Source organism: Paraburkholderia sp. EB58 (assembly GCF_050436665.1).
Lineage (GTDB): Bacteria > Pseudomonadota > Gammaproteobacteria > Burkholderiales > Burkholderiaceae > Paraburkholderia.
In genome coordinates, this window is the sequence record NZ_JBNDMQ010000005.1 from 276,611 (window position 1) to 299,645 (window position 23,035).

Consider the following 23,035-nt stretch of genomic DNA (forward strand, 5'->3'; position numbering starts at 1 on the left):
CAGCACGCGCGGCCTGTTTTAACGTTGAGCGGATCACCATCTTCCCGCCGTGTCATGTTCGTCCCTACCGATGTTCCATCACCGTTCCAGTTGCGCAAAGCCAGCATGGACGACTTCGCTTTTGCCGAAGCGCTGACCCGCAACAACATGGGGGGTTACTATCATCGGCATCATCTCGTCTGGCGCAGCGATCTGTTTCTCGGCAGCTGGAGCGAGTCGGAAAACTACATCCTCGAAATCGATGGCAAGCCGGTCGGCGTGCTGCGTCTCACAGAAGAGGGCGATTCGCTGCACATTCGCGACGTACAGATTGCCGACGGGTATCGGCGGCGCGGCGCCGGCACCTATCTGCTCGACATGTCGCATCAATGGGCGCGCGAGCGGGGCCTGCGTGAATTGCAACTGCGGGTGTTCGTCGACAATCCCGCGGCGCGGCTGTATCTGCGCATGGGCTACAAGCTCGCCGGGCCGCGCCTCGCGCAACTCGGCGCGATCCGGCATCTGGCGCGGCGGGTTTAGACGGCTGGGCCGCCTGTGTCCGCTTCCCCCTCACCCTGATAACGCTCGGAGCCGCGCTCGATAAACGCACGCGGACTCTTGCCGAACGCCCGCCGGAACATCGCCGAAAAAGCGCTCTGGCTCTGATAGCCCAACTCCTGCGCCACATGCGCGAGCGGCCGCCCCTGGCTCAGCAGAGGAATCGCGCGGGCGAGCAGGGCCTGCTGACGCCATTGCGAAAAGCTGACGCCGAGCTCCTGACGAAAGAGGCGTGCAATCGTGCGGGTACTTGCGCCGACACTCGCAGCCCACTGTTCGAGAGAATCGGAATTGGCGGGGTCCGCGATCACCGCTTCGCACAGCGCACGCAGGCGCTTTTCGTTGGGCATCGGCACGGACAACGGCAGCGGCTCCGAGCGGGTCAGCTCGTCGAGCGCGAGCGCGCCGAGCACCTGTTCACGGGTGGCGGAGAGGCCGGGCATATCGAGTGCGGCAATCACCTCGCGCAGCAGGTTCGACACCTCGACGACGCGGGGCGCATCGAGCCCGGGCGGCACGGCGTTTTCGTCGATATACAGCGTGCGCAGAAACGCATCCTCGACGATGATCACTTCGTGCGTGATATGCGGCGGCACAAAGATCGCCCGCGACGGCGGCACCATCCACGTCGTGCCGAGCGTGCCGACGCGCAGCACCCCACGCGATGCATACGCTACCTGCGCCCACGCGTGCGTGTGACGGGCGATACGCACGCCGGCCGGCATGGGCCGCGAGCGCACGCGGATCGGATGCGTACGGTTGGGGGCGAACGCCGGCGGAATGTCGCCGAACTCCACCTCTGTTGACGGGGCAGCGGCGGCGGACCGGTTCATGAGATAGACACCTGACGGAACCTTGAACGGTGAGGTGGTTCCCATTGTAGGGCGTCGCGCTGGGTTCCCCCGCCACCGGTGGCCCGCAGCCGGTATTTTTGCAAATCGCATGCGGAGATCGCGAGGGGCATAATGCGTCCGACCAGAATCGTCCGGGGGAGCGACCCATGAGTATCGCCAGGCGCTCCGCTCGACTGAAACCCACCGTGGTCGTTAAAGCCACACCCATGAGATAGAGAGGACCCAGGACGATGCAGAAGGTTTTCGTGTACGGCACCCTGCGGGCCGGCGAGATCAACGACATCAGCGAAGCCGCCGCGCGCCACGACATTGCAGAGCCGACACTGATCGGGACGGCCACCGTGCGCGGGCGTCTGTTCGATTTTGGCGCCTATCCGGGCCTTGTGCTCGACGAGGCGGGGTCTCCGGTTCGTGGCGATGTTTATGAAATCGACCCGGATCTGGTCGCCGTGCTCGATGAAATCGAGGAGGTCTATCCTGGCGTCGAGGGGTTGTTCGTGGCCCGTGAGGTGATGGTTGAAGTTGACGGCGCTGCCATGGCATGCCTCCTCTATCCGGTGACGAAAAGCGCGGTGAAGGGCTTGCCCGAGATCCGCTCGGGCGATTGGGTTGCCCATCGCCGCTCGCGCTAGGCGTGCCGTTTCAAATTGCAGCGTTCCGAAGCTTCTCAATGCTGCAGGTGACCGCCCCCAAAAAAACGGCCCGGCAAGCCTGAGCCTGCTGGGCCGTGCGGTCGGTCAGCCTTGCGACCCGCGCCGCTTCATCAACAAGCAGCGCGGCTACATCGTGGCACGAGGGATACGTCTTGCCCCCTCGCGCCCCCGAAGCCCGGCTAGCGCCGTGCCTCAGATTTCCTCATACAACGGCAGCGTCAGGAAGTCCGTGAACTGCTCCGAAGTGGACATCTCTTCGAAGATCTCGGCCGCGCGATCATACGGCTGGGTATCGCCGCCGACCGCCTGCTTCACCTTGGCGAGTTCCTGCTTCGACAGTTCGCGCACCAGTTCCGCGGTGACCTTGCGGCCGTCGTCGAGCGCGCCCTTCGGCGAGCGGATCCATTGCCAGACCTGCGAGCGCGAGATTTCTGCGGTCGCCGCGTCTTCCATCAGATTGTGGATCGGCACGCAGCCATTGCCCGCCAGCCACGAACCGAGGTAGTGAATCCCAACGTTGATGTTGTTGCGCAGACCTGCTTCGGTGATCGGCGTTTCGGGGCGGAAATCCCTCAGATCCTTGGCGCTCACTTCGACATCGGCGCGTTGCTTACCGATCTGGTTCGGCCGGTCGCCCAGCACCTTGACGAACTCTTCCATTGCGATGGGCACGAGGCCCGGATGCGCGACCCAGCCGCCGTCGTAGCCATCGCCCGCATCGCGCGCCTTGTCCGAACGCACGCCGCCCATTGCCTTGTCATTGGCGGCCGGGTCGTTCTTGATCGGAATCAGCGCGCTCATGCCGCCGATCGCCGGTGCGTTGCGTCGATGGCAGGTCTTCAGCAACAGCAGCGCATAGGCCCGCATGAAGGGCGCGGTCATGGTGATCTGCGAGCGGTCGGCGAGGCAGAAGTCCTTGTCCGTCTTGAACTTCTTGATCGCCGAGAAGATGTAGTCCCAACGGCCCGCGTTCAGGCCCGAGCTATGTTCGCGCAGCTCGTACAGGATCTCGTCCATTTCGAACGCAGCGAGGATCGTTTCGATCAGCACCGTGGCGCGGATCGTGCCGCGCGGCACGCCAACCGCTTCCTGCGCGGCGACGAAGAGGTCGTTCCACAGACGCGCTTCCAGATGGCTCTCCATCTTCGGTAGATAGAAGTAGGGGCCCGAGCCACGTGCGACCAGTTCCTTCGAGTTGTGGAACAGGAACAGCGCGAAATCGAAAATGCCGCCGGACACGCGCTGGCCGTCCACCTTCACATGCTTCTCGTCGAGATGCCAGCCGCGCGGACGCACGATCAATGTGGCGACCTTGTCGTTCAGCTGGTACGACTTGCCGTTCTGTTCGAGCGAGATGGTGCGGCGCACGGCATCCTTCAGATTGATGTGGCCGGTGATCTGGTTGTCCCAGCTCGGCGCGTTCGAATCCTCGAAGTCCGTCATGTACGAATCCGCGCCGGAGTTCAGCGCGTTGATGATCATCTTGCGCTCGACCGGTCCGGTGATTTCCACGCGGCGGCATTGCAGGTCTTGCGGCAGCGGCGCGATTTTCCAGTCGCCTTCGCGGATGCTCTTCGTCTCGACGAGGAAGTCGGGCCGCTCACCGGCGTCGAGACGCTTCGTGCGTTCGACGCGCGCTTTCAGCAGCGCCTGGCGGCGCGGCTCGAACGTGCGATGCAATGCGGCGACGAGTTCGAGCGCCTCACGGGTCAGGATGGTTTCGTAGCCCGGCTTGATATCAGCCGTGATTTCCATGCCCTGCGGCAACTGCGACGATGAAAGCGGGTTCGCCATGTTTTCTCCTTGGTCGGTCAGATTGCAAAGATGCAAATGTTCAAGTGCGGTTGAAATACGGTTGAATTGCGCTGGGCTTTCGGGCTGCGTTGCATGTGTCCATGAGGTGGGCTCTTGCCGTCATGCGCCAGGGCTGTGGCGCGTGCGGCTCGTGCTTCTCCCGGACACTGCGAGGGTTTGCAGAAAAACGAGCAGGTCGTTCATGCCCCCGCCCGTGCCATGTGGCGTGACGCCCAGCTCTTCAGCGGGGGCGCCTTGCCGGTTGAGCCAGAAAGTCGTGTAACCGAACCAGTTCGCGCCGGCCGCATCCCAGCCGTTCGACGACACGAAGACGATTTCGCGCGGCTGCGCGCCGAACGCCCCTGTGCCGAGTGCGTAGGCGGCGGGCGCCGGTTTGTAGGCGCGCACCGTGTCGGCCGAGAGCACGTGGTCGAACAGGCCGGTCATGCCGGCGCTCTTCACGGCGATGTCGAGCATCTGCGGATTGCCGTTGGACAGAATGGCGAGGCCGGGCGGGGCGGTTTGGGCGCATGGGGCGCTTTGACTACCTTCAGCGGCCTCGGCCGCTTTTGCCGCTTCGGCATGCTGAGCGCGCTGCTCATGCAAGCGGCGCAACGCGGGTACCGCATCCGGGAAGGCCGACAGGCACGCGTATTCATCCATCAGACGCTTTTCCGCGGCGCGATTGAGCGTGAGGCCGAGCTTGTGGGCGGCGAAGCGCAGCGCGTCGAGCGTGATGTTCCAGAAGGGCTGATAGCGTGCGCCGGCCGGATCAGCCAGCGTGCGCAACTGCGTGTATTCGATCTGCTTGTGCCGCCACAACTGCGAAAGCGCGTCGCCGTGGCCCGGAAACATCTGCTCCGCCGCAGCGACGACCGAATGCACGTCGAACAGCGTGCCGTAGACGTCGAAAATCACTGCTTTTGGGGAGAGTGTCGTTGTGGCCGACATTGCCGTGCGCTCCAATTCGAGGTCAGACAAATTGTATTAGTGATGCTATACGCTAAAAAATAGGCTAAACATCACTTGATCTTTTACTTTCATCCACCTAATCTGACGCGCATTGCCACTTTGGTGCGCGCGCTTTTGCGCATGGCTGTTTTTGCATTCAGCGCTCCGACTCCCCCATGGACCGTTTCAAGCAGATCGAAACCTTCGTCACCGTCGCGGCCAAGGGCAGCCTGTCGGCAGCCGCGCAGGCTGAGGGCGTGGCGCCCGCCATCATTGGCCGCCGCATCGACGCGCTCGAGGAGCGGCTCGGCGTCAAGCTGCTGGTGCGCACCACCCGCAAGCTCACCCTGACCTTCGAAGGTTCGGCGTTCCTCGAGGACTGTCAGCGCGTCATCCACGACATGCAGAACGCCGAGGCAAGCGTTTCGGCCGGCGGCGTGAAGGCGAGCGGCCACCTGCGTCTGTCGGCGCCGGCCGGCTTCGGCCGGCGGCACGTCGCGCCGCTGGTGCCGGCCTTCACCGTCGCCCATCCCGACGTCTCGATCACGCTCGATCTGTCCGACCGGCTGGTGGACCTGGTCAACGAAGGTTTCGACTGCGCGGTACGACTGGGGGAACTGCCGGATTCGTCGCTGGTGTCGCTGCGTCTGGGCGAAAACCGCCGCGTGTGCGTGGCCTCGCCCGCCTATCTGACGCGCCGCGGCGCGCCGCAAACCCTCGCGGATCTGGCGCATCACAATTGTCTGGCGCTCGGCGCGAGCGCCAACCAGCAGCGCGGCTGGATGTTCCAGCAGGGCGACAAGGTGGTGTCGATCAGGGTCTCCGGCACGATGGAATGCTCGGACGGCGCGGTGCTGCATGAATGGTGTCTCGACGGCTACGGGCTCGCGTGGCGTTCCTGGTGGGAAGTCGGCACGGATATCGCCGCTGGCCGGCTCGTGAGCGTGCTCGACGAGTTCGCCGCGCCGCCCATCGGTATTCACGCCGTATTTCCGCAGCGCCGTCATTTGCCGCTGCGCGTGCGGCTCTTTCTGGACTTTCTCAAACATACCTACGGTCATCCCGGTTATTGGGGGTGAGGCCGGAGCGCCACGCCGCGCGGGTTTCCGATATGCGGACAGACCCGCACGCGAGCGTTGCGTCCATTCAGGCGCACTACAATCGATTGGGAGGATCCGCCTGGCGCTTGCCGTGGTAGCGCGCCGCTCGCCTTGTCCGGGTCCAGCCGCAGCCGACGACGGAGACACCATGTTCAAGCACATCCTGGTTCCGACCGATGGTTCAGATTTGTCCCGAAAAGCGATTGAGGGCGCAATCGATCTCGCCCAAGCCGTCGGCGCGCGCGTCACGGCTTATGCCTGCTTGCCGCAATATCCCTATTCGCCGTTCTCCGAAGTGGTGATCGAACCGCCTGGCGACTTTCTGGAGCGCAGCGAGCGCGAGGCGCGCGTGCATCTGCAGGAGGTCGAGCGGGCCGGGCGCCATGTCGGCGTGATCGTCACGAGCCGCACCAGCGTGCACCCTTCGCCGTATCTCGGCATCATCGAGACGGCCGAGAAGGGCGCTTGCGATGTGATCTTCATGGCCTCGCATGGACGCCGCGGACTCGGCAGCCTGCTGATCGGCAGCGAGACGCAGCGGGTGCTGACGCATACGAAGATTCCGGTGATCGTGTATCGCTAAAGGACAATAAAACGCGCCGGCGGTAAAGCCGGCGCGCCTCCTGCGTAGCGGCGGCAGGTTGCCCTTTGCCGCCTGCTTTTCTCTCAGATTTCCAGTCTGCGCGGGCCTGTCCTGGGACCTTGTGAGTCCGGCTTGCCGGCCCTTTTCAGCAGACTGTCTCCCCCTGATCGCGGCCCTCTGGCGGGGCCGCTTCCCGTCCGTCTTTCTGGCGATCCGCTTGCGCGCTTTCAGGCTGCTGCGAGATTTTTCAAAGTCCCGTCAACGTCGCTTCAGCGTTATTTAGGCCACCTTCTTGTCGAAGAACTGCTCGTCTTCCGTCGAGCCATGCAGCGCGGTCGTCGACGCTTCGCGTTCGACCGTTTGCGTCACGGCATCGAAGTAGCCGGTGCCCACTTCGCGCTGATGCTTCACGGCGGTGAAGCCCTTTTCGGCGGCCGCGAATTCAGCCTGCTGCATTTCGACGAAGGCGCTCATCTGCGTGCGGGCATAGCCGTGCGCGAGGTTGAACATCGAGTAGTTCAGCGCATGGAAGCCGGCGAGTGTGATGAACTGGAACTTGTAGCCCATCGCTCCGAGTTCCTTCTGGAACTTGGCGATCGTCGCGTCGTCAAGGTTCTTCTTCCAGTTGAACGACGGCGAGCAGTTGTACGCCAGCAGCTTGCCCGGGAATTCCTTATGGATCGCCTCGGCGAATCGCTTGGCGAACTCGAGGTCCGGCTTGCCGGTTTCGCACCAGATCATGTCGGCGTACGGCGCGTAGGCGAGGCCGCGCGAGATGGCCTGCTCGATACCCGGCTTCGTGCGGTAGAAACCTTCCACGGTGCGCTCGCCGGTCAGGAACGGCTTGTCGTTGTCGTCGATGTCCGAGGTGACGAGGTCGGCTGCTTCCGCGTCGGTGCGCGCAAGCAGGACGGTCGGCGTACCGGAGACGTCAGCCGCCAGACGCGCAGCGGTCAGCTTGGCGATGTTTTCGCGGGTCGGCACGAGCACCTTGCCGCCCATGTGGCCGCACTTCTTCACGGAAGCGAGCTGGTCTTCGAAGTGCACGCCCGCGGCGCCGGATTCGATCATCGCCTTCATCAGCTCGAATGCGTTCAGCACGCCGCCGAAACCGGCTTCGGCATCAGCCACGATCGGTGCGAAGTAGTCGATGTAGCCTTCGTCGCCCGGATTCTTGCCTTCCGACCACTGGATCTGGTCGGCACGCGTCAGCGTATTGTTGATGCGCTTCACGACCAGCGGCACCGAATTGGCCGGGTACAGCGACTGGTCCGGGTACATTTCGCCCGCCACGTTGGCGTCGCCCGCCACCTGCCAGCCCGACAGATAGATTGCCTTCAGGCCGGCCTTGACCTGCTGCATGGCCTGGTTGCCGGTCAGCGCGCCAAGCGAGTTCACGAACGGCTCGTTGTTGACGCTTTCCCACAGCTTCTCCGCGCCGCGCTTGGCGAGCGTGTGCTCAACCGGCAACGAACCGCGCAGACGCACCACGTCATCGGCGCTGTAGCTGCGTTTGATGCCTTTCCAGCGCGGATCGGTTTCCCATTGTTGCTGGAGTTGCTGTGCTTGTTCTTGGCGCGACGTCATGGTGTGCTCCTTGGATTGCCTGGATAGTGGATCAGTGGGCTCTGTCTTCAGCGAAGCGGGCGCCGGGAAGGCGTTTCGTTTCGTGAAGTCTTGTATAAGAGTCTAGGCAAATCGGGGTGCGCGCAATAGACGCATGTCGCGCCTTGTTATGGATTTTTAATTGTTTTAAATCAATGGTTTGTTGGCGCTGTTCCGCATTAAGAAACGCTATTTCCCCTGCTGCAATAGCTCCCGTTGTGCCACGCAGCACGATTTTTTACGAGGCAAAAAAATTTTCCACATCGTGAAATTTCGTGTGCGACCAAAGTACGGGCAAAAAAAAACCGGTGCATGAGCACCGGTTTCTTCTGACGTTTGGGTGGCCGAGGCCGCCTGTGGTCGTTTTAGCTAGCCTGGCAACACGTCCTGCACAGAGTCTTGATGACTGCGACGCAGGGCGTTGCGCTGCCCAGACCTTGTCTGCTTAGCTGCCGCGACGCGCCGTACGCGGACCGTCGCTGCGGCGTGCGCCGTAGCCACCGTCACGCGAGCCGCCGTAGCCTTCGCGCGAACCGCCGCCAGCCGACTTGCCGGCCCAGCCGCCGCCATTGCCGCCACCGTTGCCAGTGCGAGCACCGCCGCCGTTACCGGCCGGCTTGCCAGCACCGCTGCCGCTACCAAAGCGACGGCCACCGCCATTGCCACCGCCCGGACGGCCGCGGCCGCCAAAGCCAGGACGGCCATTGCCCGACGGAGCCGACTTGCGCGGCTCGAAGCCTTCGACAACATTGACCGCCAGCGGGGTGCGCACGAAACGCTCGATGCGCTTCAACGCGCCTTGCTCGGCATGATGCACGAGGCTCACTGCGATGCCCGAGCGGCCAGCACGGCCGGTACGGCCGATACGGTGCACGTAGTCTTCAGCGAACTTCGGCAGGTCGTAATTGAACACGTGCGTGATGCCCGGGATGTCGATACCGCGAGCGGCGACGTCCGTTGCCACCAGCACGCGCACACGGCGCTCGCGCAGTGCGCGGATCGTGCGGTTACGTGCGCCTTGCGGCAGGTCGCCGTGCAGGGCGGCCGACTCGAAACCGGCGTCAGCAAGACGGCCAGCCAGTTGATCCGCGTCCATCTTGGTTGCCGTGAAGACGATAGCCTGGTCGAGGCCGGAGTCGCGCAGCAGATGGTCGAGCAGACGGTCCTTGTGATCGCGGTCGTCAACATAGTGGACGGTTTGCGCGATGTTGGTGCGCTGCTCCATGCGCTGGACGATCTCGATACGTTCCGGATCCTTCAGCAGGCGGCCCGTCAGCGAGGTGATCTTGCCGTCGAGCGTGGCCGAGAACAGCATGGTTTGACGCGTGGCCGGCGTAGCGGCGACGATCGTCTCGATATCTTCGATGAAGCCCATGTCCAGCATGCGGTCAGCTTCATCGAGCACGAGGATCTGCAGTTGCGACAGGTCGATACGGCCGCGTTCCAGATGGTCGATCAGACGGCCCGGCGTAGCAACCAGGATTTCCGGGTTCTTCGCCAGCAGCATCAGCTGTTGACCGTAAGCGACGCCACCGAGAATGCTGACGGTGCGCAGGCGCTTCAGGTGCTTGCCGTACGTGGCAGCGGCGGTGGTGACCTGCATCGCGAGTTCGCGGGTCGGCGTCAGAACCAGCATGGTCGGACGGGCAACCGGTTGCGGGCGGCGCGTGCGGGCGCCGTCAGCCGGACGCGGCTCACGCGGCTGGCTGGCTTGGGCTTTTTGCAGCTGCGAGAAACGCTCGATGGCGGGCAGCATGAACGCGGCGGTCTTGCCCGAACCGGTCGGGCTCGAAACCATCAGATCGCGGCCGGCGATGCCAGCGGGGATCGCGCGTTGCTGAACCGGGGTCGGGGTTTGGTAGCCAGCGGCGGTCAGCGCGGACACGACATCCGGGGACAGACCGAGCGACGCGAACGACGGACCGGCCGGTGCGGCGGCCACAGCGGCGACGGCTTCCGGCGCTGCAGCAACGGCTGCGGCTTGTGCGGGTGCTGCGTCACTGCTTGCGAGACCGAGGGCTTGGTCGGCGATGGCGTTCAACGGGCTGCTGGGGGTATTGCTCGAAGTCATGAGAATCCTTGAAACGATCCTGGGTAATGCACGGAATAAATACGTCGGCGCCAATCGGCATACCCAAGTCGTCGGATTCAGCGAGCAAAGAAGCAGCGAGCAAATCGAAAAACGGGGGCAGCTCGCGGCAATCAAGGCGAGCTTTTTGTTAGAAGCTGTATCGGTTGCGACATGCCAACACGGCGTGCCGCCAGCCTGGTACATGATCGCCCGTAGGGGGCTAGGCAGGAGGGGACAGGTTCTAAACTGGATTGGAGCAAAACGCTACGAGGCGCTGCGCCGCAACGGCCGCTAGAAGAAAGCCGGGCAAAGCAGTGAAGCGCAGGCAGCATTGTATAGGGTTTTGCTGCACCGCGCCACATTTAAGACATTTCCGTGAAGGGAAGTGTCGTTGTCAGCTAGTTTGTGCGCCAGTCTTAAGCTGAGGCGCCGCTTTTTAGCGATTCGACCAGTTCGACGTATTGCTGCTTGGCGGCATCCTGCGAGGTGCCTTTCAGCGCCGCCCAGGCGTCGTATTTGTACTTGCCGACGATGTCAGTGAACCCCGGCTTGTCGCCATGGACGTCCCCCTTGGTGGACTGCTTGTAGAGCGCATACAGGCGCAGCAGCGTCAGATTGCCCGGGCGTTCCGGCAGTTGTTGCACCTCTTCGTGGGCTTTTGCGAATTGCGCGTCGACGTCGCTCATGTTTTCTCCGTGGCGAGTTCAGGGTAGGCCGTCGATCATATCAAGCGCGATCCTTTGGCGGGTCGAACCAGGCTCGAACGATTCTTCCAAACGGCGCGGGGAGCAGGGGCGGCGGGTCGTGCCTTGAGGGGCTCGGCGCATGTCGGGAGCGTGGCGCGTGTCCGGCAAAGGGGGGCGCCGCATTACAATAGCGGCCATGACCCGAACTGTGCTGCTTGCCCTCGATACGTCGACCGAATTCTGCTCGGTCGCGCTCCTGTCCACTGCGTCCGCTACGTCCGCCGCTGCGGGCGCTCTCGCCTCTGAAGAACCACGCGTCTGGGTGCGCCACGAAGCGACTGGCGCCGTGTCCAGTACGCGCCTGTTGCCCGCGATCCGCGAACTGTTCGACGAAGCCGGCCTCGCGCTGGCCGACTGCGACGCGATTGCGTTCGGCGCGGGGCCGGGCTCATTCACTGGTTTGCGGACGGCAACGGGTGTGGCGCAGGGGCTCGCCTTCGGCCTGAACTGCCCCGTTGTGCCGATTGGCACCTTGCTCGCCTGCGCCGAGAGCGCGCGCTTGCGCGATCCGTCAGTCAGGCGCGTCGTGGCAGCGCTCGACGCCCGCATGGACGAAGTCTATTGGGCCGATTTTGCGTGGGATGAAGCCGAAGGCGAATGGCGTACGATCCAGTCGGCCTCGCTCGATGCGCCGGACCGGTTGAACTTGCCCGAGGTGCCGTTTACGCTGGCCGGCAATGCCGCCGCCGCGTTCGGCGCGCGCCTCGCCGCCTGTGCGGTGGCGCAGGCCATCGACGGCGAAGCGCTGCCTCATGCGTTGCCGCTCGCCTTTGCGGCGCTGCGTGCGTGGCGCGCCGGCCGCACCGTGCCGGCCGAGCACGCCGCGCCCGAATACGTGCGCGACAAGGTGGCCCAGACCACGGCGGAACGCATGGCTGATAAGGCTGAAAAGGCCGCCAGGGCTGCTGGGACAGCGAGCGCGGCCCCTGTATCGGCGGTCCACACTGGACCTCAAGGCGAGGGCGGACGATGAGCGGAGTGTTGCTGGCGGACCGCTACATGTCGCCAATGACCGAAGGGGACCTCGACGAGGTCGCCATCATCGAAAAAGCGGCCTATGAGTTTCCGTGGAGCCGCGGCAATTTCGAAGACTCGCTGCGCAACGGCTATTTTGGCATCTGCCTGCGCCACGTCACTGGGACCTTGATCGGCTACTGCGTGCTGATGCCGGTGGTCGACGAGATGCATCTGCTGAATTTGTGCGTGGCGCCCGCCGCGCAGGGCGTGGGCGCTGGCCTGTCGCTGCTGCGCGAAGCGGTGCGCATTACGCGTAACGAGAAACTCGACGGGCTGCTGCTCGAAGTGCGGCCGTCGAACCACCGGGCCATCCGGCTTTATGAACGCTTCGGTTTTGCTTCGATTGGCCGTCGCAAGAACTACTATCCGGCGCGTCATCGCAGCCGGGAGGACGCCATCGTGATGCGTTTTTCGTTTGCCAGGGAGGGCGCAGATGGCGCTGCATGAATCTGCATTGGAAGAACTCGGTCTCGCGCCGATGTGGGTGAGGCGAGGGATGGGGCAGGCGGGTGCCGGCCAGGTCGCGCAAGCGGCCGCGGCGGTCGAGGCTGTCACTGATGGTGCGGCGCTGCGTGCCGAGGTTGCGGCGCCGGTGCAGGGCCCGGCGCAGGAATCTCCGTATGGGTCGGCTCAGGGTGCGCCTCGCAGCGCGGCTCAGACCGGCTCCGCGGCTGGGCGGCGCGAAGACGCGTTCGAGGAAGGCCCACGCGTGACGGCTGCGTCACCCGCGTCCGCCGCACGCTCCACGCAACCTTCACGCCCCGCGCCCGCCGAACCCTCCGCCGCGACCCCACCGGAAGACGATTTCGCCTGGTTCGACGACCTGCCTTCCCAGCCACCGGCGGAAGCGCGCACGGTTCCCGCCGAGCGTGCCGAGCCGTCGCCGCAGACCCTCGACTGGGATGCACTCGCCGAGCGCGTGGCCGCCTGCGAGCGCTGTCGGCTGTGCGAGAAGCGCACCAACACGGTGTTCGGCGTTGGCGACCGCAACGCCGACTGGATGCTGATCGGCGAAGCCCCCGGCGAAAACGAGGACCGCCAGGGCGAACCGTTTGTCGGTCAGGCTGGCAAGCTGCTCGACAACATGCTGCATTCGCTGACACTCGCGCGGGATACCAATGTCTACATCGCCAACGTGATCAAGTGCCGCCCGCCCGGTAATCGCAATCCCGAGCCGGACGAGGTCGCGCGCTGCGAGCCGTATTTGCAGCGCCAGGTCGCGCTCGTCAAGCCGAAGCTGATCATCGCGCTGGGCCGTTTCGCCGCCCAGAGTCTGCTGAAGACCGACGCGAGCATTTCGTCGCTGCGTGGCCGCGTCCACGAGTATGAAGGCGTGCCGGTCATCGTCACCTATCACCCGGCGTATCTGCTGCGCAGCTTGCCCGACAAGGCCAAGGCGTGGACCGATCTGTGCCTCGCCCGCGACACATGGTTGAAGGCGGGCGGAGCCGGAGCGGCGGCCAGCTAATGGACGCGATCCGGCCGGCAGCGCTCCCGGCCGCTGTGCCCGCGGCACAGTGGGATGCGTTGCGCGAACCTGCAGTGCGCGATCTGGCGTGGCTGCTGTTCAGCGCGGATTTGTTGCGTGCGCAACCACCGGTCGGGATGCTGGCGAGCGCGTTCGAAACGGCCGACGAGCTAGCCGCTACGCTCGAGTGGCTGCTCGCGTTGGACACCGATCCCGGAGAGTTGCAAAGTGATCTCGAGGCGGCGCGGGTCACACGTCTTGGCCGCTACGCGGAATGCCTGCTCGCGTGGTTTCTGCAACACGGGCCGGCTGCGCGCCTCATCGCGGCGAACGTGCCGCTGCGGCGCGCCGGCCTGACCTTGGGCGAGTGCGATTTTCTGGTCCAGACGCAGGCGGGGCGGCGGCTGCACTGGGAGCTGGCCGTCAAGTGCTATCTGCACGCCGGGGATGGGCGGGCGCAACTGGCCGATTACGTCGGTCCCAATCTGCAGGACCGCTTCGATCTGAAGCTGACTCACGTGCTCGATCATCAGTTGCCGCTCAGCGCGCGCGAGGAGTTCGCCACGCTGGGACACGTCGGACCGTGGGAGCCGCAGATGTTCATCAAGGGCTGGCTGTTCTACCCGCACGGTGAGACGACGAGCGACCCCGTCGAAATCGATCCAGCGCATGCGCGCGGCTGGTGGGCCACACGCTCGGAGTGGCCGGCTTTTGCGGCTGGGCACGCGCAGGCGTGGCGGGTCTTGCCGCGACTCGAGTGGCTGGCGCCGCGCAGGCATGAACCGGGGGCGGCAGAAGCGGCGGGTGTTGCGTTCGTCGAAGCCAGCGCCTTGAGCGAGCGGATCGCGCATCAAAACGGTCCGACGATGGTAGCGGCTTTCTATACCGACGACGCGGGGCGGTGGGTCGAGCGCTCGCGCGGCTTTATCGTGCCGGATACCTGGCCGGAGAAAGCGCAGGCGTATGCGCGGCAGTAAGCGTCATGCGCCCGGGCTGGCAGCCGCGCGTCGTTGACCGGCGCCGGCCATAGCGACACAACCCCGGACACAAATCCCGCTTCACCACCACCGATAAAAATGATGCACCGGCCCGACGCCCTTGCCGACGTCGAGTTGATCGCTCGCCTGCAGCGCCCCGGTCAGGTAAATCTTTGCATCGGTGACTGCACTTGCGAGGTCCGCGCGCTGCGGAAGCAGCGCCGCAATCGCCGACGACAGCGTGCAGCCCGTGCCATGCGTATTCTTCACCGGCACGCGTGCTGCGTACAGGCGCAGCGTGCCGCTGTCCTGCACCAGCCAGTCCGGGCTGTCGGCGGCCGTGAGATGGCCGCCTTTCATCAGCACGGCGCGTGCACCGAGCGAGCGCAGCGCTTCACCTTGCTCGATCATGCCCGCTTCGTCGGTGGCGGCTGAAACTCCCAGCAACGCAGCCGCTTCCGGCAGATTCGGCGTCAGCAGGTCGGCGAGCGGCAGTAACTCGTCGCGCACCACCGCCACCGCGTCGGGCGCGAGCAGCGCGTGATTGCTCTTGGAGATCATCACGGTATCGAGCACGACGTGCTTCGGCCGATAGCGCCGCAGCGCGTCGGCGACGGCCCGCGCAACATGCGCGTTCGCCAGCATGCCGATCTTCACCGCGTCAATGCGGATATCGTCGAACACCGCATCGAGTTGCGCCGTGATAAACGCCGGATCGGGCGTATGGATCGCCGTGACGCCGCGCGTGTTCTGCGCAGTCAGCGCCGTGATGACACTCGCGCCATACGCGCCGAGAGCCGAAAAGGCCTTGAGGTCGGCCTGAATGCCGGCGCCGCCGCCGGAGTCGGAACCGGCGATCGTCAGGACGTTGGGAATCGGTTGAGTCATGGGGGGCTGGAAAGAAAGAAGCGCGGGCGCGGCGCGCATCCCGCAATCCGGCGCATCAGGGTGATGCGTCAGATTAACGTGTCAAAGGCGCGCGTCAGTGTTTCACTTCGCCGATGAGGGCGACTGAATCGAACGCGCGCTGGTTTGCCTGATGGCGCCGCATCACGAACCACATCATCACGCAAACGAAGGTGCCGAACAGCACGATGACGGCCGATACCGGCACGTCGAGCCACACCAGCACCGCGTACAGACACAGCATCACGAGCACCGAGAGGTTCTCGTTGAAGTTCTGCACGGCGATCGAGTGGCCGGCCGACAGCAGCACGTGGCCGCGATGCTGCAGCAGCGCATTCATCGGTACGACAAAAAATCCGGACAGACCGCCGACGATCATCAGGAACAGGTACGCGAAGATCAGATAGCCCGGCACATGCATATGGCCGAAGTAAACACCCCAATGGGCGGGGAACAGGCTGCGCGTATAGAACGCCATCAGCATCACCGCGATTCCCATCATGATGCCGACCGGCAGCACCGAGAGCGACTTCTTGAGCGGCACGCGCGAGGCGGCGATGATCGCGCCCGCCGCCACGCCGACCGCGACAACCGCCTGCAGGATCGCGCCTTCGGAGAGCGACATGCCGAGCGACACTTCCGCCCACTTCAGCACGATGAATTGCAAGGTCGCGCCCGCGCCCCAGAAGAGGGTCGTGACGGCGAGCGAGATCTGGCCGAGCTTGTCGTGCCAGAGAATCAGGAAGCAGTCGGCGAAATCGGTGACGAGCTTGATCGGGCCGCGTTCCTGCTTCGGATAGCGTGCGCCGGTGTCGGGAATGCGCAGATTGAATAGCGCGGCAATCACGTAGATCGCCATGATCACAAGCATCGCCGCTTCGGCCGGCGTGTTGACGGTGGGAATATGGTGCTTGAGGATGTGCGAAGCGATATGCGGGCTGATCAGCGCGCCGCCCAATACCGTGCCGAGAATGATCGAGCCGACCGTGGTGCCTTCGATCCAGCCGTTCGCGGCGACGAGCCGGTCAGGCGGCAGCAGTTCGGTGAGAATGCCGTACTTGGCGGGCGAATACGCCGCAGCGCCGAATCCGACAATGCCATACGCAATCAGCGGATGGGCGCCGACCAGCATCGTGAAGCAGCCGACCACCTTGATGGTATTGGTGACGAACATCACGCGTCCCTTCGGACGAGAGTCGGCGAAGGCGCCGACGAAGGCAGCGAGAACGACGTACGACAGCACAAAGAACAACTTGAGCAGCGGCGTCATCCAGTTCGGGGCGTGGAGGTCTTTCAGCAGTGCAATAGCAGCAATCAGAAGCGCATTGTCGGCCAGCGACGAAAAAAACTGCGCGGCCATGATGGTGTAAAAACCTTTTTTCATCTGATGCGATGCTGTCCTCGCTGCGGTCCGTCCGCCCCGGCCGTGTGCAAGGCGTCCGGGCTTATTCCGTTCGAAATGGGTTGTGCGCACGGCTTTATATCACGAAAATAGCTGGATTCGGACTAGCAGAATCCTTGATCGCACCGCCCAGCGGGCTCCTGAGCACTGAAAACGCACTGTAAGCTCCTGATTCGCAAGCGTCTTTACGAAAATTTCCCATGCCGCGCCCCCTCTCAGCCACGATTCACACCGCTGCACTCGCCAATAACCTCGCCGTCGTCCGCCGTTACGCCCCAAAATCGAAAATCTGGGCTGTCGTCAAGGCCAACGCCTACGGGCATGGCCTCGCAAGAGCTTTTCCAGGTCTGCGCGCAACCGACGGCTTTGGATTGCTCGACCTCGAAGAAGCGGTGAAGTTGCGTGAATTGGGCTGGGCCGGGCCAATTTTGTTGCTGGAAGGCTTTTTCCGTCCCACGGATATCGACGTGATCGACCGCTACAGCCTGAGCACGGCGCTGCATTCGGACGAGCAGTTGCGCATGCTGGAAATGGCGCGCCTGTCGAAGCCCGTCAATATTCAGTTGAAAATGAATACCGGCATGAACCGCCTCGGCTACACGCCGGAACGCTTCCGGGCGGCGTGGGAGCGGGCGCGCGCCTGCCAGGGCGTCGGCCAGATCACGCTGATGACGCATTTCGCGGACGCCGATGGCGAACGCGGCGTCGAGTACCAGATGGAAGCGTTCGAGCGCGGCGCGCAGGGCATCGCGGGGGCGCGCAGCCTCGCCAATTCGGCGGCCACGCTGTGGCACCCGTCGTCGCATTTCGACTGGGTGCGCCCGGGCATCATCCTGTACGGCGCGTCGCCATCGGGCGTCACTCGGGCCATCGAGGGCACAGGCCTGCAGCCGGCCATGACGCTCGCTTCGGAATTGATCGCGGTGCAGAACGTCGCCGAGGGGCAAACCGTGGGCTACGGCTCGATCTTCAAGGCGCGTGGGCCGATGCGGATCGGCGTAGTGGCGTGCGGTTATGCGGACGGCTATCCGCGCGTCGCGCCGGAAGGCACGCCGGTGATCGTCGATGGCGTGCGCACACGGGTTGTCGGCCGGGTGTCGATGGACATGCTGACCGTCGATCTGACGCCGTGTCCGACGGCCAATGTCGGCTCGCGCGTCGAATTGTGGGGCAACACGCTGCCGATCGACGACGTCGCGCAGGCGTGCGGCACGATCGGCTACGAGCTGATGTGCGCCGTGGCGCCGCGCGTGCCGGTGCGGGCGGAATAAGCGGGGAGCAAGCGCGGAATAGGCGTTTCGCAAGTGCTGCGGCCGGGTTTCCAACTTCGGCACAATCAGACAGCAAACCAGACATCACACCACATATATAACAGGCAAGGGCGCGTGGCTAAACAGAAGACGATGTACACCTGCACCGAATGTGGCGGGCAGGCGCCCAAGTGGCAGGGGCAGTGCCCGGCATGTCAGGCATGGAATACTCTGGTGGAGACGGTGGCCGAATCGCCGTCCGCGCACCGCTTTCAGTCGCTGGCGAAGAGCGCTCCGGTGCAGCGCCTCGCGGATATCGAAGCGTCGGACGTGCCGCGGTTTTCCACCGGGGTCAGCGAATTCGACCGCGTATTGGGCGGCGGCCTGGTGCCAGGCGGCGTGGTGCTGATCGGCGGCGATCCGGGCATCGGCAAATCGACGCTGTTGCTGCAGTCGCTCGCGGAAATCGCTCACGACCGGCGCGCGCTGTATATCAGCGGTGAAGAGTCGGCTGCGCAGATTGCGTTGCGGGCGCAACGGCTGTCGCTGCTCGACCCAGGTTCCAAGGCGAGTGAGTTGAGGCTGCTCGCCGAAATCCAGCTGGAAAAAATCCAGGCGACGATCGAGAGCGAACGGCCCGACGTCGCCGTGATCGATTCGATCCAGACGGTCTATTCCGAGGCGCTGACTTCGGCGCCGGGCTCGGTCGCCCAGGTGCGCGAGTGCGCGGCACAACTGACGCGCATTGCCAAGCAGTCAGGCACGGCCATCATCATGGTCGGCCACGTGACCAAGGAAGGCAATCTGGCCGGCCCGCGGGTGCTCGAACACATCGTCGATACCGTGCTGTACTTCGAGGGCGACACGCACTCGTCGTTCCGTCTGGTGCGGGCGTTCAAGAACCGTTTCGGCGCGGTCAACGAACTGGGCGTGTTTGCGATGACCGAGCGCGGTCTGCGCGGCGTGGCTAACCCGTCGGCGCTGTTCCTGTCGCAGCATGAGCAGGTCGTGCCGGGCTCGTGTGTGCTGGTGACCCAGGAAGGCTCGCGGCCGTTGCTCGTCGAAGTGCAGGCGCTGGTGGACGCCGCCAATGTGCCCAATCCCCGCCGTCTCGCGGTGGGGCTGGAACAGAACCGGCTGGCGATGCTGCTCGCCGTGCTGCACCGGCACGCCGGCATTGCCTGTTTCGATCAGGACGTGTTTCTGAATGCGGTGGGCGGGGTCAAGATCACTGAGCCTGCCGCGGACCTCGCGGTGCTGCTCGCGATCCATTCGTCGATGCGCAACAAGGCGCTGCCGAAGGGCCTGATCGTATTTGGCGAAGTGGGGCTGGCCGGTGAAATCCGGCCGTCGCCGCGCGGCCAGGACCGGCTCAAGGAAGCCGCCAAGCTGGGTTTCTCGATCGCGCTGATTCCTAAGGCGAACGCGCCCAAACAACCTATCGACGGCTTACAGGTTATTGCCGTCGACCGGCTCGAACAGGCCATCGACCGCATCAGGACCCTAGAGTAGGCACCGTTTGCGGCACTTTTAAGCAGTCATTGCTGCGTAATGCGCCGTAAATAACCCGGTCGAGCCTGTAACCAACGCAACACGCGTATTCCCTAAGCTGGGCGGGTCTGCCATCCCTCTCAAGCGGAAAAGGATCGCGCCTTGAAACAGTCTCATGAAACCATGACCGAGCGTGCGCTGCAGGTGCGCGGCGCCCGCGTCTCTGCGCCCATCCGCCAGCCCTGGGGCGGAGCGTGCCGGATCGTCGAATGGATCGATACCACCGGCCAGATCTCGCGCCGCGTCGTCGCGGAAAATGTCACGCCGGATGAAGTGCGTGCCACCATCGACCGGCATGTCGAAGGGCGCAAATACATGCTGTACGACGACGAACGTGCGCCGCGGCAGACTTTGCCACGGCGCTAGGGGGTTGGTTACTCCGGCAGCACGTCCGCCTCGTCCGGTTCTTCGCCCACGCTCAGACCCGCGTCTGGGTTGAAGAGTGGGTGCTGGGCCGCTTCCGCGGCTGTCAGCACCGGCGATACGCAACAATCGAGCGGTTCCAGCAACCGCACCCAATCTTCCAGAGGCCGGCTCGCGATCAGGTCGGCGACGTCCTTTATCAGCGCGAGCGCATCCGGGCCGCCGATTGCTTGCCCGACGCTCCAGTGCCGGAACGCCCACTCCGGGCAGTCGAGCGCGTGGCACAGCGTTTCCCAGAACTTGAGTTCGAGTGCCGCAACTGCGAGCCAGCGCCCATCCTGCGTCCGGTACAGGTTGTAGCAGGCCACGCCGCCGTTCAGCAGGCCGCCGCCGGCTGGTGGAGCGGCGCCGTCGTTGGCGAGCGAGACCTGGGCGAGGAAGTTGTTCGCGTGGGTGGTGTGCGTCATCGAAACGTCGACGAAGCGGCCGTTGCCGCCGCGCGCCACGCACCACAGCGCGGCGAGAATCTGCTCGACTGCGCTCGAGGCGCCGCCCAGCAGGTCGGCAATCTGGAAGTTCGGCAGGATCGGTGCGCCGTCGCGGCTCGCCAGTTGTTCGAGCACGCCCGCGTAGGCGATGTAGTTGAGGTCGTGTCCGGCGTGTCCGGAGAAGGGGCCCGTCGAACCGTAGCCGCTGATTGCGCAGTAGACGAGTTTCGGATTGAGCGCGCTCAAGGTTGGGTAGCCGATACCGAGCCGCTCCATCACACCTGGCCGGAAGCTTTCGATGAGCACGTCCGCTTCCCGCGCTAACGCGCGCAGTACAGTGCGCCCGGCTTCGGACTTGAGATCGAGCCGCGTCTCGCGCTTGCCGCGGTTGACCATCCGATAGAAGGCGCCGGGGCGGCCTGCGACGCGATCGCTCGACGCCTGCAGCATCGTGCGGGTGGGGTCGCCGGCACCGGGCGCTTCGATCTTCAGCACGTCCGCGCCCATTTCCGCGAGGCGCAGGGCCGCGACGGGGCCGGGCAACAGGCGCGTCAGATCGAGTACGCGCAGGCCTTGCAATGCAGCGGGAGACGTCAAAGCCAACCTCTCTCTCGTTGTAGAAAACGCCGGGCCGTCCTTACTCAGAACCTCTAACCGATTTGTTCGAGCTCCTCGTGCGTATCGAGCCATTCGGCTTCGAGCGCTTCGAGGCGCGCATTCACATCTGCCTGACGGCGAATCGCCTCCGTGAGGCGGGTCTTCTGTTCCGGATCGTAACTGGCCGGATCGGCGACGAATGCATCCAGCGTCGCTTTCTCCGCGTTCAGCGCGTCCATTTCCTTCTCGATCTTGTTGATGCGGCTTTGCAGCGGTTTCTTCAGGTGCGAGAGCTTCTGGCGCGTTTCTGCGTCCTGACGGCGCTGCTCCTTGCGGCTCGCGGCGCTGTCGTCGGCGCTGCCATTATTACCGCCATTCGCCGCATTGCCAGTGTTACCCGCCTTCAACGCGGCACGCTGTTCGGCGGCGTGCTGCAGCAGCCAGTCGCGGTAGTCGTCGAGGTCGCCGTCGAACGGCTGTAACCGGTGTTTGGCCACCAGCATGAATTGATCAGTGGTGGCGCGCAACAGATGGCGGTCGTGCGAGACAAGAATCAGCGTGCCTTCGAACTGGGCGAGCGCCATCGTCAACGCGTGACGGGTTTCCAGATCCAGGTGGTTGGTCGGTTCGTCAAGCAGCAGCAGGTTCGGCTTCTGCCAGATCACCAGCGCGAGCGCGAGACGCGCTTTTTCGCCGCCCGAGAACGGTGCAATCGCGGCCGTCGCCATCTCCCCGGAGAAGTTGAAGCCGCCGAGGAAGTCGCGCAGTTCCTGCTCGCGCGTGTCCGGCGCGAGCCGCGCCAGATGCTGCAGCGCCGAGTCTTGCGGGCGTAGCGTCTCGAGCTGATGCTGCGCGAAATAGCCGATGCGTAGCCCTTTGCCTTCGCGGACGTCGCCGCCGAGCGCCTCGAGCGTGCCGGCAAGCGTCTTGATGAGCGTCGATTTGCCCTGGCCGTTCGCACCGAGCAAGCCGATGCGCTGGCCGTTCTGGATCGACAGGGTGACGTGCTCGACGATCGGGATCTCGCCGTTTTCATTGCGATAGCCGCAGCGCACGCCTTCCATCACCATCATCGGATTGGGCGCGGAATCGGGTGTGCGGAACTCGAAGGTGAAGGGCGACGACGCATGCGCGGGCGCGATCAGCTCCATCTTTTCGAGCGCCTTCACGCGGCTTTGCGCCTGGCGTGCCTTGGTGGCCTGCGCCTTGAAACGGTTGATATAGCTTTGCAGATGTTCGACCGTGCGCTGCTGCTTTTCATAGGCGCTCTGCTGCAGGGCGATCTGCTGCGCGCGCAGGATTTCGAACTGCGAATAGTTGCCGCCATAACGCTTGATCTGCTGATGCTCCAGATGTAGCGTGACGTTGCAGACCGAATCGAGAAATTCGCGGTCGTGCGAGATCACGATCAGCGTGCCCGGATAGCGGTGCAGCCAGTCTTCGAGCCAGACGATGGCGTCGAGGTCCAGGTGGTTGGTCGGCTCGTCGAGCAGCAGCAGGTCGGAGCGGCACATCAGCGCCTGGGCGAGATTCAGGCGCATGCGCCAGCCGCCGGAGAAGCTCGCGACCGGCAGGCGCGTTTGCTCGAGTGTGAAGCCAAGACCCAGCAACAGCGCTTCGGCGCGTGCCGGGGCGGTGTAGCCGTCCGCGTCGGCAAAGGCGGCGTGGGCTTCGCCTTCGGCAGCGCCGTCATGCGCGGCCGAGGCCGCCGCAATGGCCGCTTCGATGGCGCGCAACGCGGCGTCGCCGTCGAGCGTATAGGCGAGCGCCGTCTTGTCGACGGCAGGGGTTTCCTGCGCCACGTGGGCGATCTGCCAGGACGGCGGCATCGCGAAATCGCCGGCGTCCGCGTGCAGTTCGCCGAGCAGCACGGCAAACAGGGTCGACTTGCCCGCGCCATTCGCTCCGACCAGGCCGGCTTTCTCGCCGGGGTTCAGGGTGAAGGTGGTTTGATCGAAGAGCGGCTTGGTGCCGCGCGCGAGACTGAACTGGTTAAAGCGGATCACAAAGAGGCCGGGCTGGAAAAAACGCTATTTTAGACCGGCCGGCATTCCGGTGGCCGGCATTCCGGCGACCGGCTGTCCCGTGGCCCACGCGCCGGCAGCATGCGCCGGACGGCGGA

At 64.4% G+C, this 23,035-nt stretch carries 22 protein-coding genes; 12 read left to right on the forward strand and 10 right to left on the reverse strand.

Translation table 11 applies throughout. From position 1 onward, the window contains the following. Window positions 1–54: 54 nt before the first annotated feature. A complete protein-coding gene (locus tag P3T40_RS10145; RefSeq protein WP_429267548.1) occupies window positions 55–519 on the forward strand; it encodes a GNAT family N-acetyltransferase in 465 nt (154 codons plus the stop codon). Here P3T40_RS10145 and P3T40_RS10150 read toward each other — a convergent pair. Continuing rightward, complete coding sequence (locus tag P3T40_RS10150; RefSeq protein ID WP_429267549.1) at window positions 516–1,370, reverse strand: AraC family transcriptional regulator; 855 nt, start codon at window positions 1,368–1,370, stop codon at window positions 516–518. The genes P3T40_RS10145 and P3T40_RS10150 overlap by 4 nt on opposite strands. Before the next feature lie 251 nt (window positions 1,371–1,621). Between P3T40_RS10150 and P3T40_RS10155 the strand changes: the two genes are divergently transcribed. Beyond that, the gene (locus P3T40_RS10155) at window positions 1,622–2,023 is read left to right on the forward strand and encodes a gamma-glutamylcyclotransferase family protein (protein ID WP_429267550.1); all 402 of its coding nucleotides are present in this window, start codon (window positions 1,622–1,624) and stop codon (window positions 2,021–2,023) included. Between the two features lie 213 nt (window positions 2,024–2,236). Here the strand turns inward: P3T40_RS10155 and aceB are convergent, their stop codons facing one another. Both aceB and P3T40_RS10165 read right to left on the reverse strand, forming a co-directional pair. After that, a complete protein-coding gene (gene aceB / locus P3T40_RS10160; RefSeq protein WP_429267551.1) occupies window positions 2,237–3,838 on the reverse strand; it encodes a malate synthase A in 1,602 nt (533 codons plus the stop codon). Between the two features lie 120 nt (window positions 3,839–3,958). Beyond that, window positions 3,959–4,789: a (S)-2-haloacid dehalogenase gene (locus P3T40_RS10165; RefSeq protein ID WP_429267552.1), complete on the reverse strand. Its 831-nt coding sequence runs from the start codon at window positions 4,787–4,789 to the stop codon at window positions 3,959–3,961. A gap of 176 nt (window positions 4,790–4,965) precedes the next feature. Between P3T40_RS10165 and P3T40_RS10170 the strand changes: the two genes are divergently transcribed. Then, window positions 4,966–5,868, forward strand: a complete 903-nt coding sequence (locus P3T40_RS10170; protein ID WP_429267553.1) for a LysR family transcriptional regulator — start codon at window positions 4,966–4,968, stop codon at window positions 5,866–5,868. A 169-nt stretch (window positions 5,869–6,037) separates the two neighbouring features. After that, entirely contained in the window at window positions 6,038–6,472 is a 435-nt protein-coding gene (locus P3T40_RS10175; protein ID WP_429267554.1) for a universal stress protein, read from the forward strand. 279 nt (window positions 6,473–6,751) lie between these two features. Here the strand turns inward: P3T40_RS10175 and aceA are convergent, their stop codons facing one another. Both aceA and P3T40_RS10185 read right to left on the reverse strand, forming a co-directional pair. After that, window positions 6,752–8,059 carry an isocitrate lyase gene (gene aceA / locus P3T40_RS10180; RefSeq protein WP_429267555.1) on the reverse strand — a complete coding sequence of 436 codons (1,308 nt, stop codon included), beginning with the start codon at window positions 8,057–8,059 and terminating at the stop codon, window positions 6,752–6,754. A gap of 463 nt (window positions 8,060–8,522) precedes the next feature. Next, a complete protein-coding gene (locus P3T40_RS10185) occupies window positions 8,523–10,148 on the reverse strand; it encodes a DEAD/DEAH box helicase (RefSeq protein WP_429267556.1) in 1,626 nt (541 codons plus the stop codon). Here P3T40_RS10185 and P3T40_RS10190 point away from each other — a divergent pair. Then, window positions 10,147–10,443, forward strand: a complete 297-nt coding sequence (locus P3T40_RS10190) for a hypothetical protein (RefSeq protein ID WP_429267557.1) — start codon at window positions 10,147–10,149, stop codon at window positions 10,441–10,443. The two genes, P3T40_RS10185 and P3T40_RS10190, sit on opposite strands and share 2 nt — an antisense overlap. A 121-nt stretch (window positions 10,444–10,564) precedes the next feature. Here the strand turns inward: P3T40_RS10190 and P3T40_RS10195 are convergent, their stop codons facing one another. After that, window positions 10,565–10,834: an acyl-CoA-binding protein gene (locus tag P3T40_RS10195; RefSeq protein ID WP_429267558.1), complete on the reverse strand. Its 270-nt coding sequence runs from the start codon at window positions 10,832–10,834 to the stop codon at window positions 10,565–10,567. A gap of 196 nt (window positions 10,835–11,030) precedes the next feature. On the opposite strand from P3T40_RS10195, the gene tsaB reads away from it, so the two are divergent. Genes tsaB through P3T40_RS10215 form a run of 4 tightly spaced genes read left to right on the forward strand, consistent with a single transcriptional unit; the run spans window position 11,031 to window position 14,356 of the window. Further along, on the forward strand, window positions 11,031–11,867 hold the full coding sequence (tsaB, locus tag P3T40_RS10200; RefSeq protein WP_429267559.1) for a tRNA (adenosine(37)-N6)-threonylcarbamoyltransferase complex dimerization subunit type 1 TsaB: 837 nt from the start codon (window positions 11,031–11,033) through the stop codon (window positions 11,865–11,867). Continuing rightward, window positions 11,864–12,358 (forward strand): ribosomal protein S18-alanine N-acetyltransferase, encoded by a 495-nt coding sequence (gene rimI / locus P3T40_RS10205; RefSeq protein WP_429267560.1) that lies wholly within the window; start codon window positions 11,864–11,866, stop codon window positions 12,356–12,358. Before tsaB ends, rimI begins: the two co-directional genes overlap by 4 nt. Beyond that, complete coding sequence (locus tag P3T40_RS10210) at window positions 12,345–13,379, forward strand: uracil-DNA glycosylase family protein (RefSeq protein WP_429267561.1); 1,035 nt, start codon at window positions 12,345–12,347, stop codon at window positions 13,377–13,379. The genes rimI and P3T40_RS10210 overlap by 14 nt, the downstream gene beginning before the upstream one ends. Then, the gene (locus P3T40_RS10215) at window positions 13,379–14,356 is read left to right on the forward strand and encodes a DUF1853 family protein (RefSeq protein ID WP_429267562.1); all 978 of its coding nucleotides are present in this window, start codon (window positions 13,379–13,381) and stop codon (window positions 14,354–14,356) included. Before P3T40_RS10210 ends, P3T40_RS10215 begins: the two co-directional genes overlap by 1 nt. Before the next feature lie 81 nt (window positions 14,357–14,437). On the opposite strand, the gene thiD is transcribed toward P3T40_RS10215, so the two are convergent. Continuing rightward, a complete protein-coding gene (gene thiD / locus P3T40_RS10220; RefSeq protein WP_429267563.1) occupies window positions 14,438–15,244 on the reverse strand; it encodes a bifunctional hydroxymethylpyrimidine kinase/phosphomethylpyrimidine kinase in 807 nt (268 codons plus the stop codon). A 94-nt stretch (window positions 15,245–15,338) separates the two neighbouring features. Beyond that, complete coding sequence (gene lplT, locus P3T40_RS10225) at window positions 15,339–16,646, reverse strand: lysophospholipid transporter LplT (protein ID WP_429267564.1); 1,308 nt, start codon at window positions 16,644–16,646, stop codon at window positions 15,339–15,341. A 218-nt stretch (window positions 16,647–16,864) separates the two neighbouring features. On the opposite strand from lplT, the gene alr reads away from it, so the two are divergent. From alr to P3T40_RS10240, 3 genes are all read left to right on the forward strand, one after another. After that, entirely contained in the window at window positions 16,865–17,935 is a 1,071-nt protein-coding gene (gene alr / locus P3T40_RS10230) for an alanine racemase (protein WP_429267565.1), read from the forward strand. A gap of 114 nt (window positions 17,936–18,049) precedes the next feature. Next, window positions 18,050–19,426, forward strand: coding sequence for a DNA repair protein RadA (gene radA / locus P3T40_RS10235; RefSeq protein ID WP_429267566.1), 1,377 nt, complete (start codon window positions 18,050–18,052; stop codon window positions 19,424–19,426). 141 nt (window positions 19,427–19,567) lie between these two features. Then, complete coding sequence (locus P3T40_RS10240; protein ID WP_429267567.1) at window positions 19,568–19,831, forward strand: DUF2866 domain-containing protein; 264 nt, start codon at window positions 19,568–19,570, stop codon at window positions 19,829–19,831. 8 nt (window positions 19,832–19,839) lie between these two features. Here P3T40_RS10240 and P3T40_RS10245 read toward each other — a convergent pair whose 3' ends face one another. Together P3T40_RS10245 and P3T40_RS10250 are read right to left on the reverse strand one after the other, a co-directional pair. Then, a complete protein-coding gene (locus tag P3T40_RS10245; RefSeq protein ID WP_429267638.1) occupies window positions 19,840–20,895 on the reverse strand; it encodes a CaiB/BaiF CoA transferase family protein in 1,056 nt (351 codons plus the stop codon). Between the two features lie 71 nt (window positions 20,896–20,966). After that, the gene (locus tag P3T40_RS10250; protein WP_429267568.1) at window positions 20,967–22,919 is read right to left on the reverse strand and encodes an ATP-binding cassette domain-containing protein; all 1,953 of its coding nucleotides are present in this window, start codon (window positions 22,917–22,919) and stop codon (window positions 20,967–20,969) included. Window positions 22,920–23,035 lie beyond the last annotated feature (116 nt).

Excerpts from the sequence above, each read along its gene's own strand:
- P3T40_RS10145 (WP_429267548.1), top strand. The coding sequence starts at position 55 with ATGTTCGTCCCTACCGATGTTCCATCACCGTTCCAGTTGCGCAAAGCC.
- P3T40_RS10150 (WP_429267549.1), bottom strand. The coding sequence starts at position 1,370 with ATGAACCGGTCCGCCGCCGCTGCCCCGTCAACAGAGGTGGAGTTCGGC.
- P3T40_RS10155 (WP_429267550.1), top strand. The coding sequence starts at position 1,622 with ATGCAGAAGGTTTTCGTGTACGGCACCCTGCGGGCCGGCGAGATCAAC.
- aceB (WP_429267551.1), bottom strand. The coding sequence starts at position 3,838 with ATGGCGAACCCGCTTTCATCGTCGCAGTTGCCGCAGGGCATGGAAATC.
- P3T40_RS10165 (WP_429267552.1), bottom strand. The coding sequence starts at position 4,789 with ATGTCGGCCACAACGACACTCTCCCCAAAAGCAGTGATTTTCGACGTC.
- P3T40_RS10170 (WP_429267553.1), top strand. The coding sequence starts at position 4,966 with ATGGACCGTTTCAAGCAGATCGAAACCTTCGTCACCGTCGCGGCCAAG.
- P3T40_RS10175 (WP_429267554.1), top strand. The coding sequence starts at position 6,038 with ATGTTCAAGCACATCCTGGTTCCGACCGATGGTTCAGATTTGTCCCGA.
- aceA (WP_429267555.1), bottom strand. The coding sequence starts at position 8,059 with ATGACGTCGCGCCAAGAACAAGCACAGCAACTCCAGCAACAATGGGAA.
- P3T40_RS10190 (WP_429267557.1), top strand. The coding sequence starts at position 10,147 with ATGAGAATCCTTGAAACGATCCTGGGTAATGCACGGAATAAATACGTC.
- P3T40_RS10185 (WP_429267556.1), bottom strand. The coding sequence starts at position 10,148 with ATGACTTCGAGCAATACCCCCAGCAGCCCGTTGAACGCCATCGCCGAC.
- P3T40_RS10195 (WP_429267558.1), bottom strand. The coding sequence starts at position 10,834 with ATGAGCGACGTCGACGCGCAATTCGCAAAAGCCCACGAAGAGGTGCAA.
- tsaB (WP_429267559.1), top strand. The coding sequence starts at position 11,031 with ATGACCCGAACTGTGCTGCTTGCCCTCGATACGTCGACCGAATTCTGC.
- rimI (WP_429267560.1), top strand. The coding sequence starts at position 11,864 with ATGAGCGGAGTGTTGCTGGCGGACCGCTACATGTCGCCAATGACCGAA.
- P3T40_RS10210 (WP_429267561.1), top strand. The coding sequence starts at position 12,345 with ATGGCGCTGCATGAATCTGCATTGGAAGAACTCGGTCTCGCGCCGATG.
- P3T40_RS10215 (WP_429267562.1), top strand. The coding sequence starts at position 13,379 with ATGGACGCGATCCGGCCGGCAGCGCTCCCGGCCGCTGTGCCCGCGGCA.
- thiD (WP_429267563.1), bottom strand. The coding sequence starts at position 15,244 with ATGACTCAACCGATTCCCAACGTCCTGACGATCGCCGGTTCCGACTCC.
- lplT (WP_429267564.1), bottom strand. The coding sequence starts at position 16,646 with ATGAAAAAAGGTTTTTACACCATCATGGCCGCGCAGTTTTTTTCGTCG.
- alr (WP_429267565.1), top strand. The coding sequence starts at position 16,865 with ATGCCGCGCCCCCTCTCAGCCACGATTCACACCGCTGCACTCGCCAAT.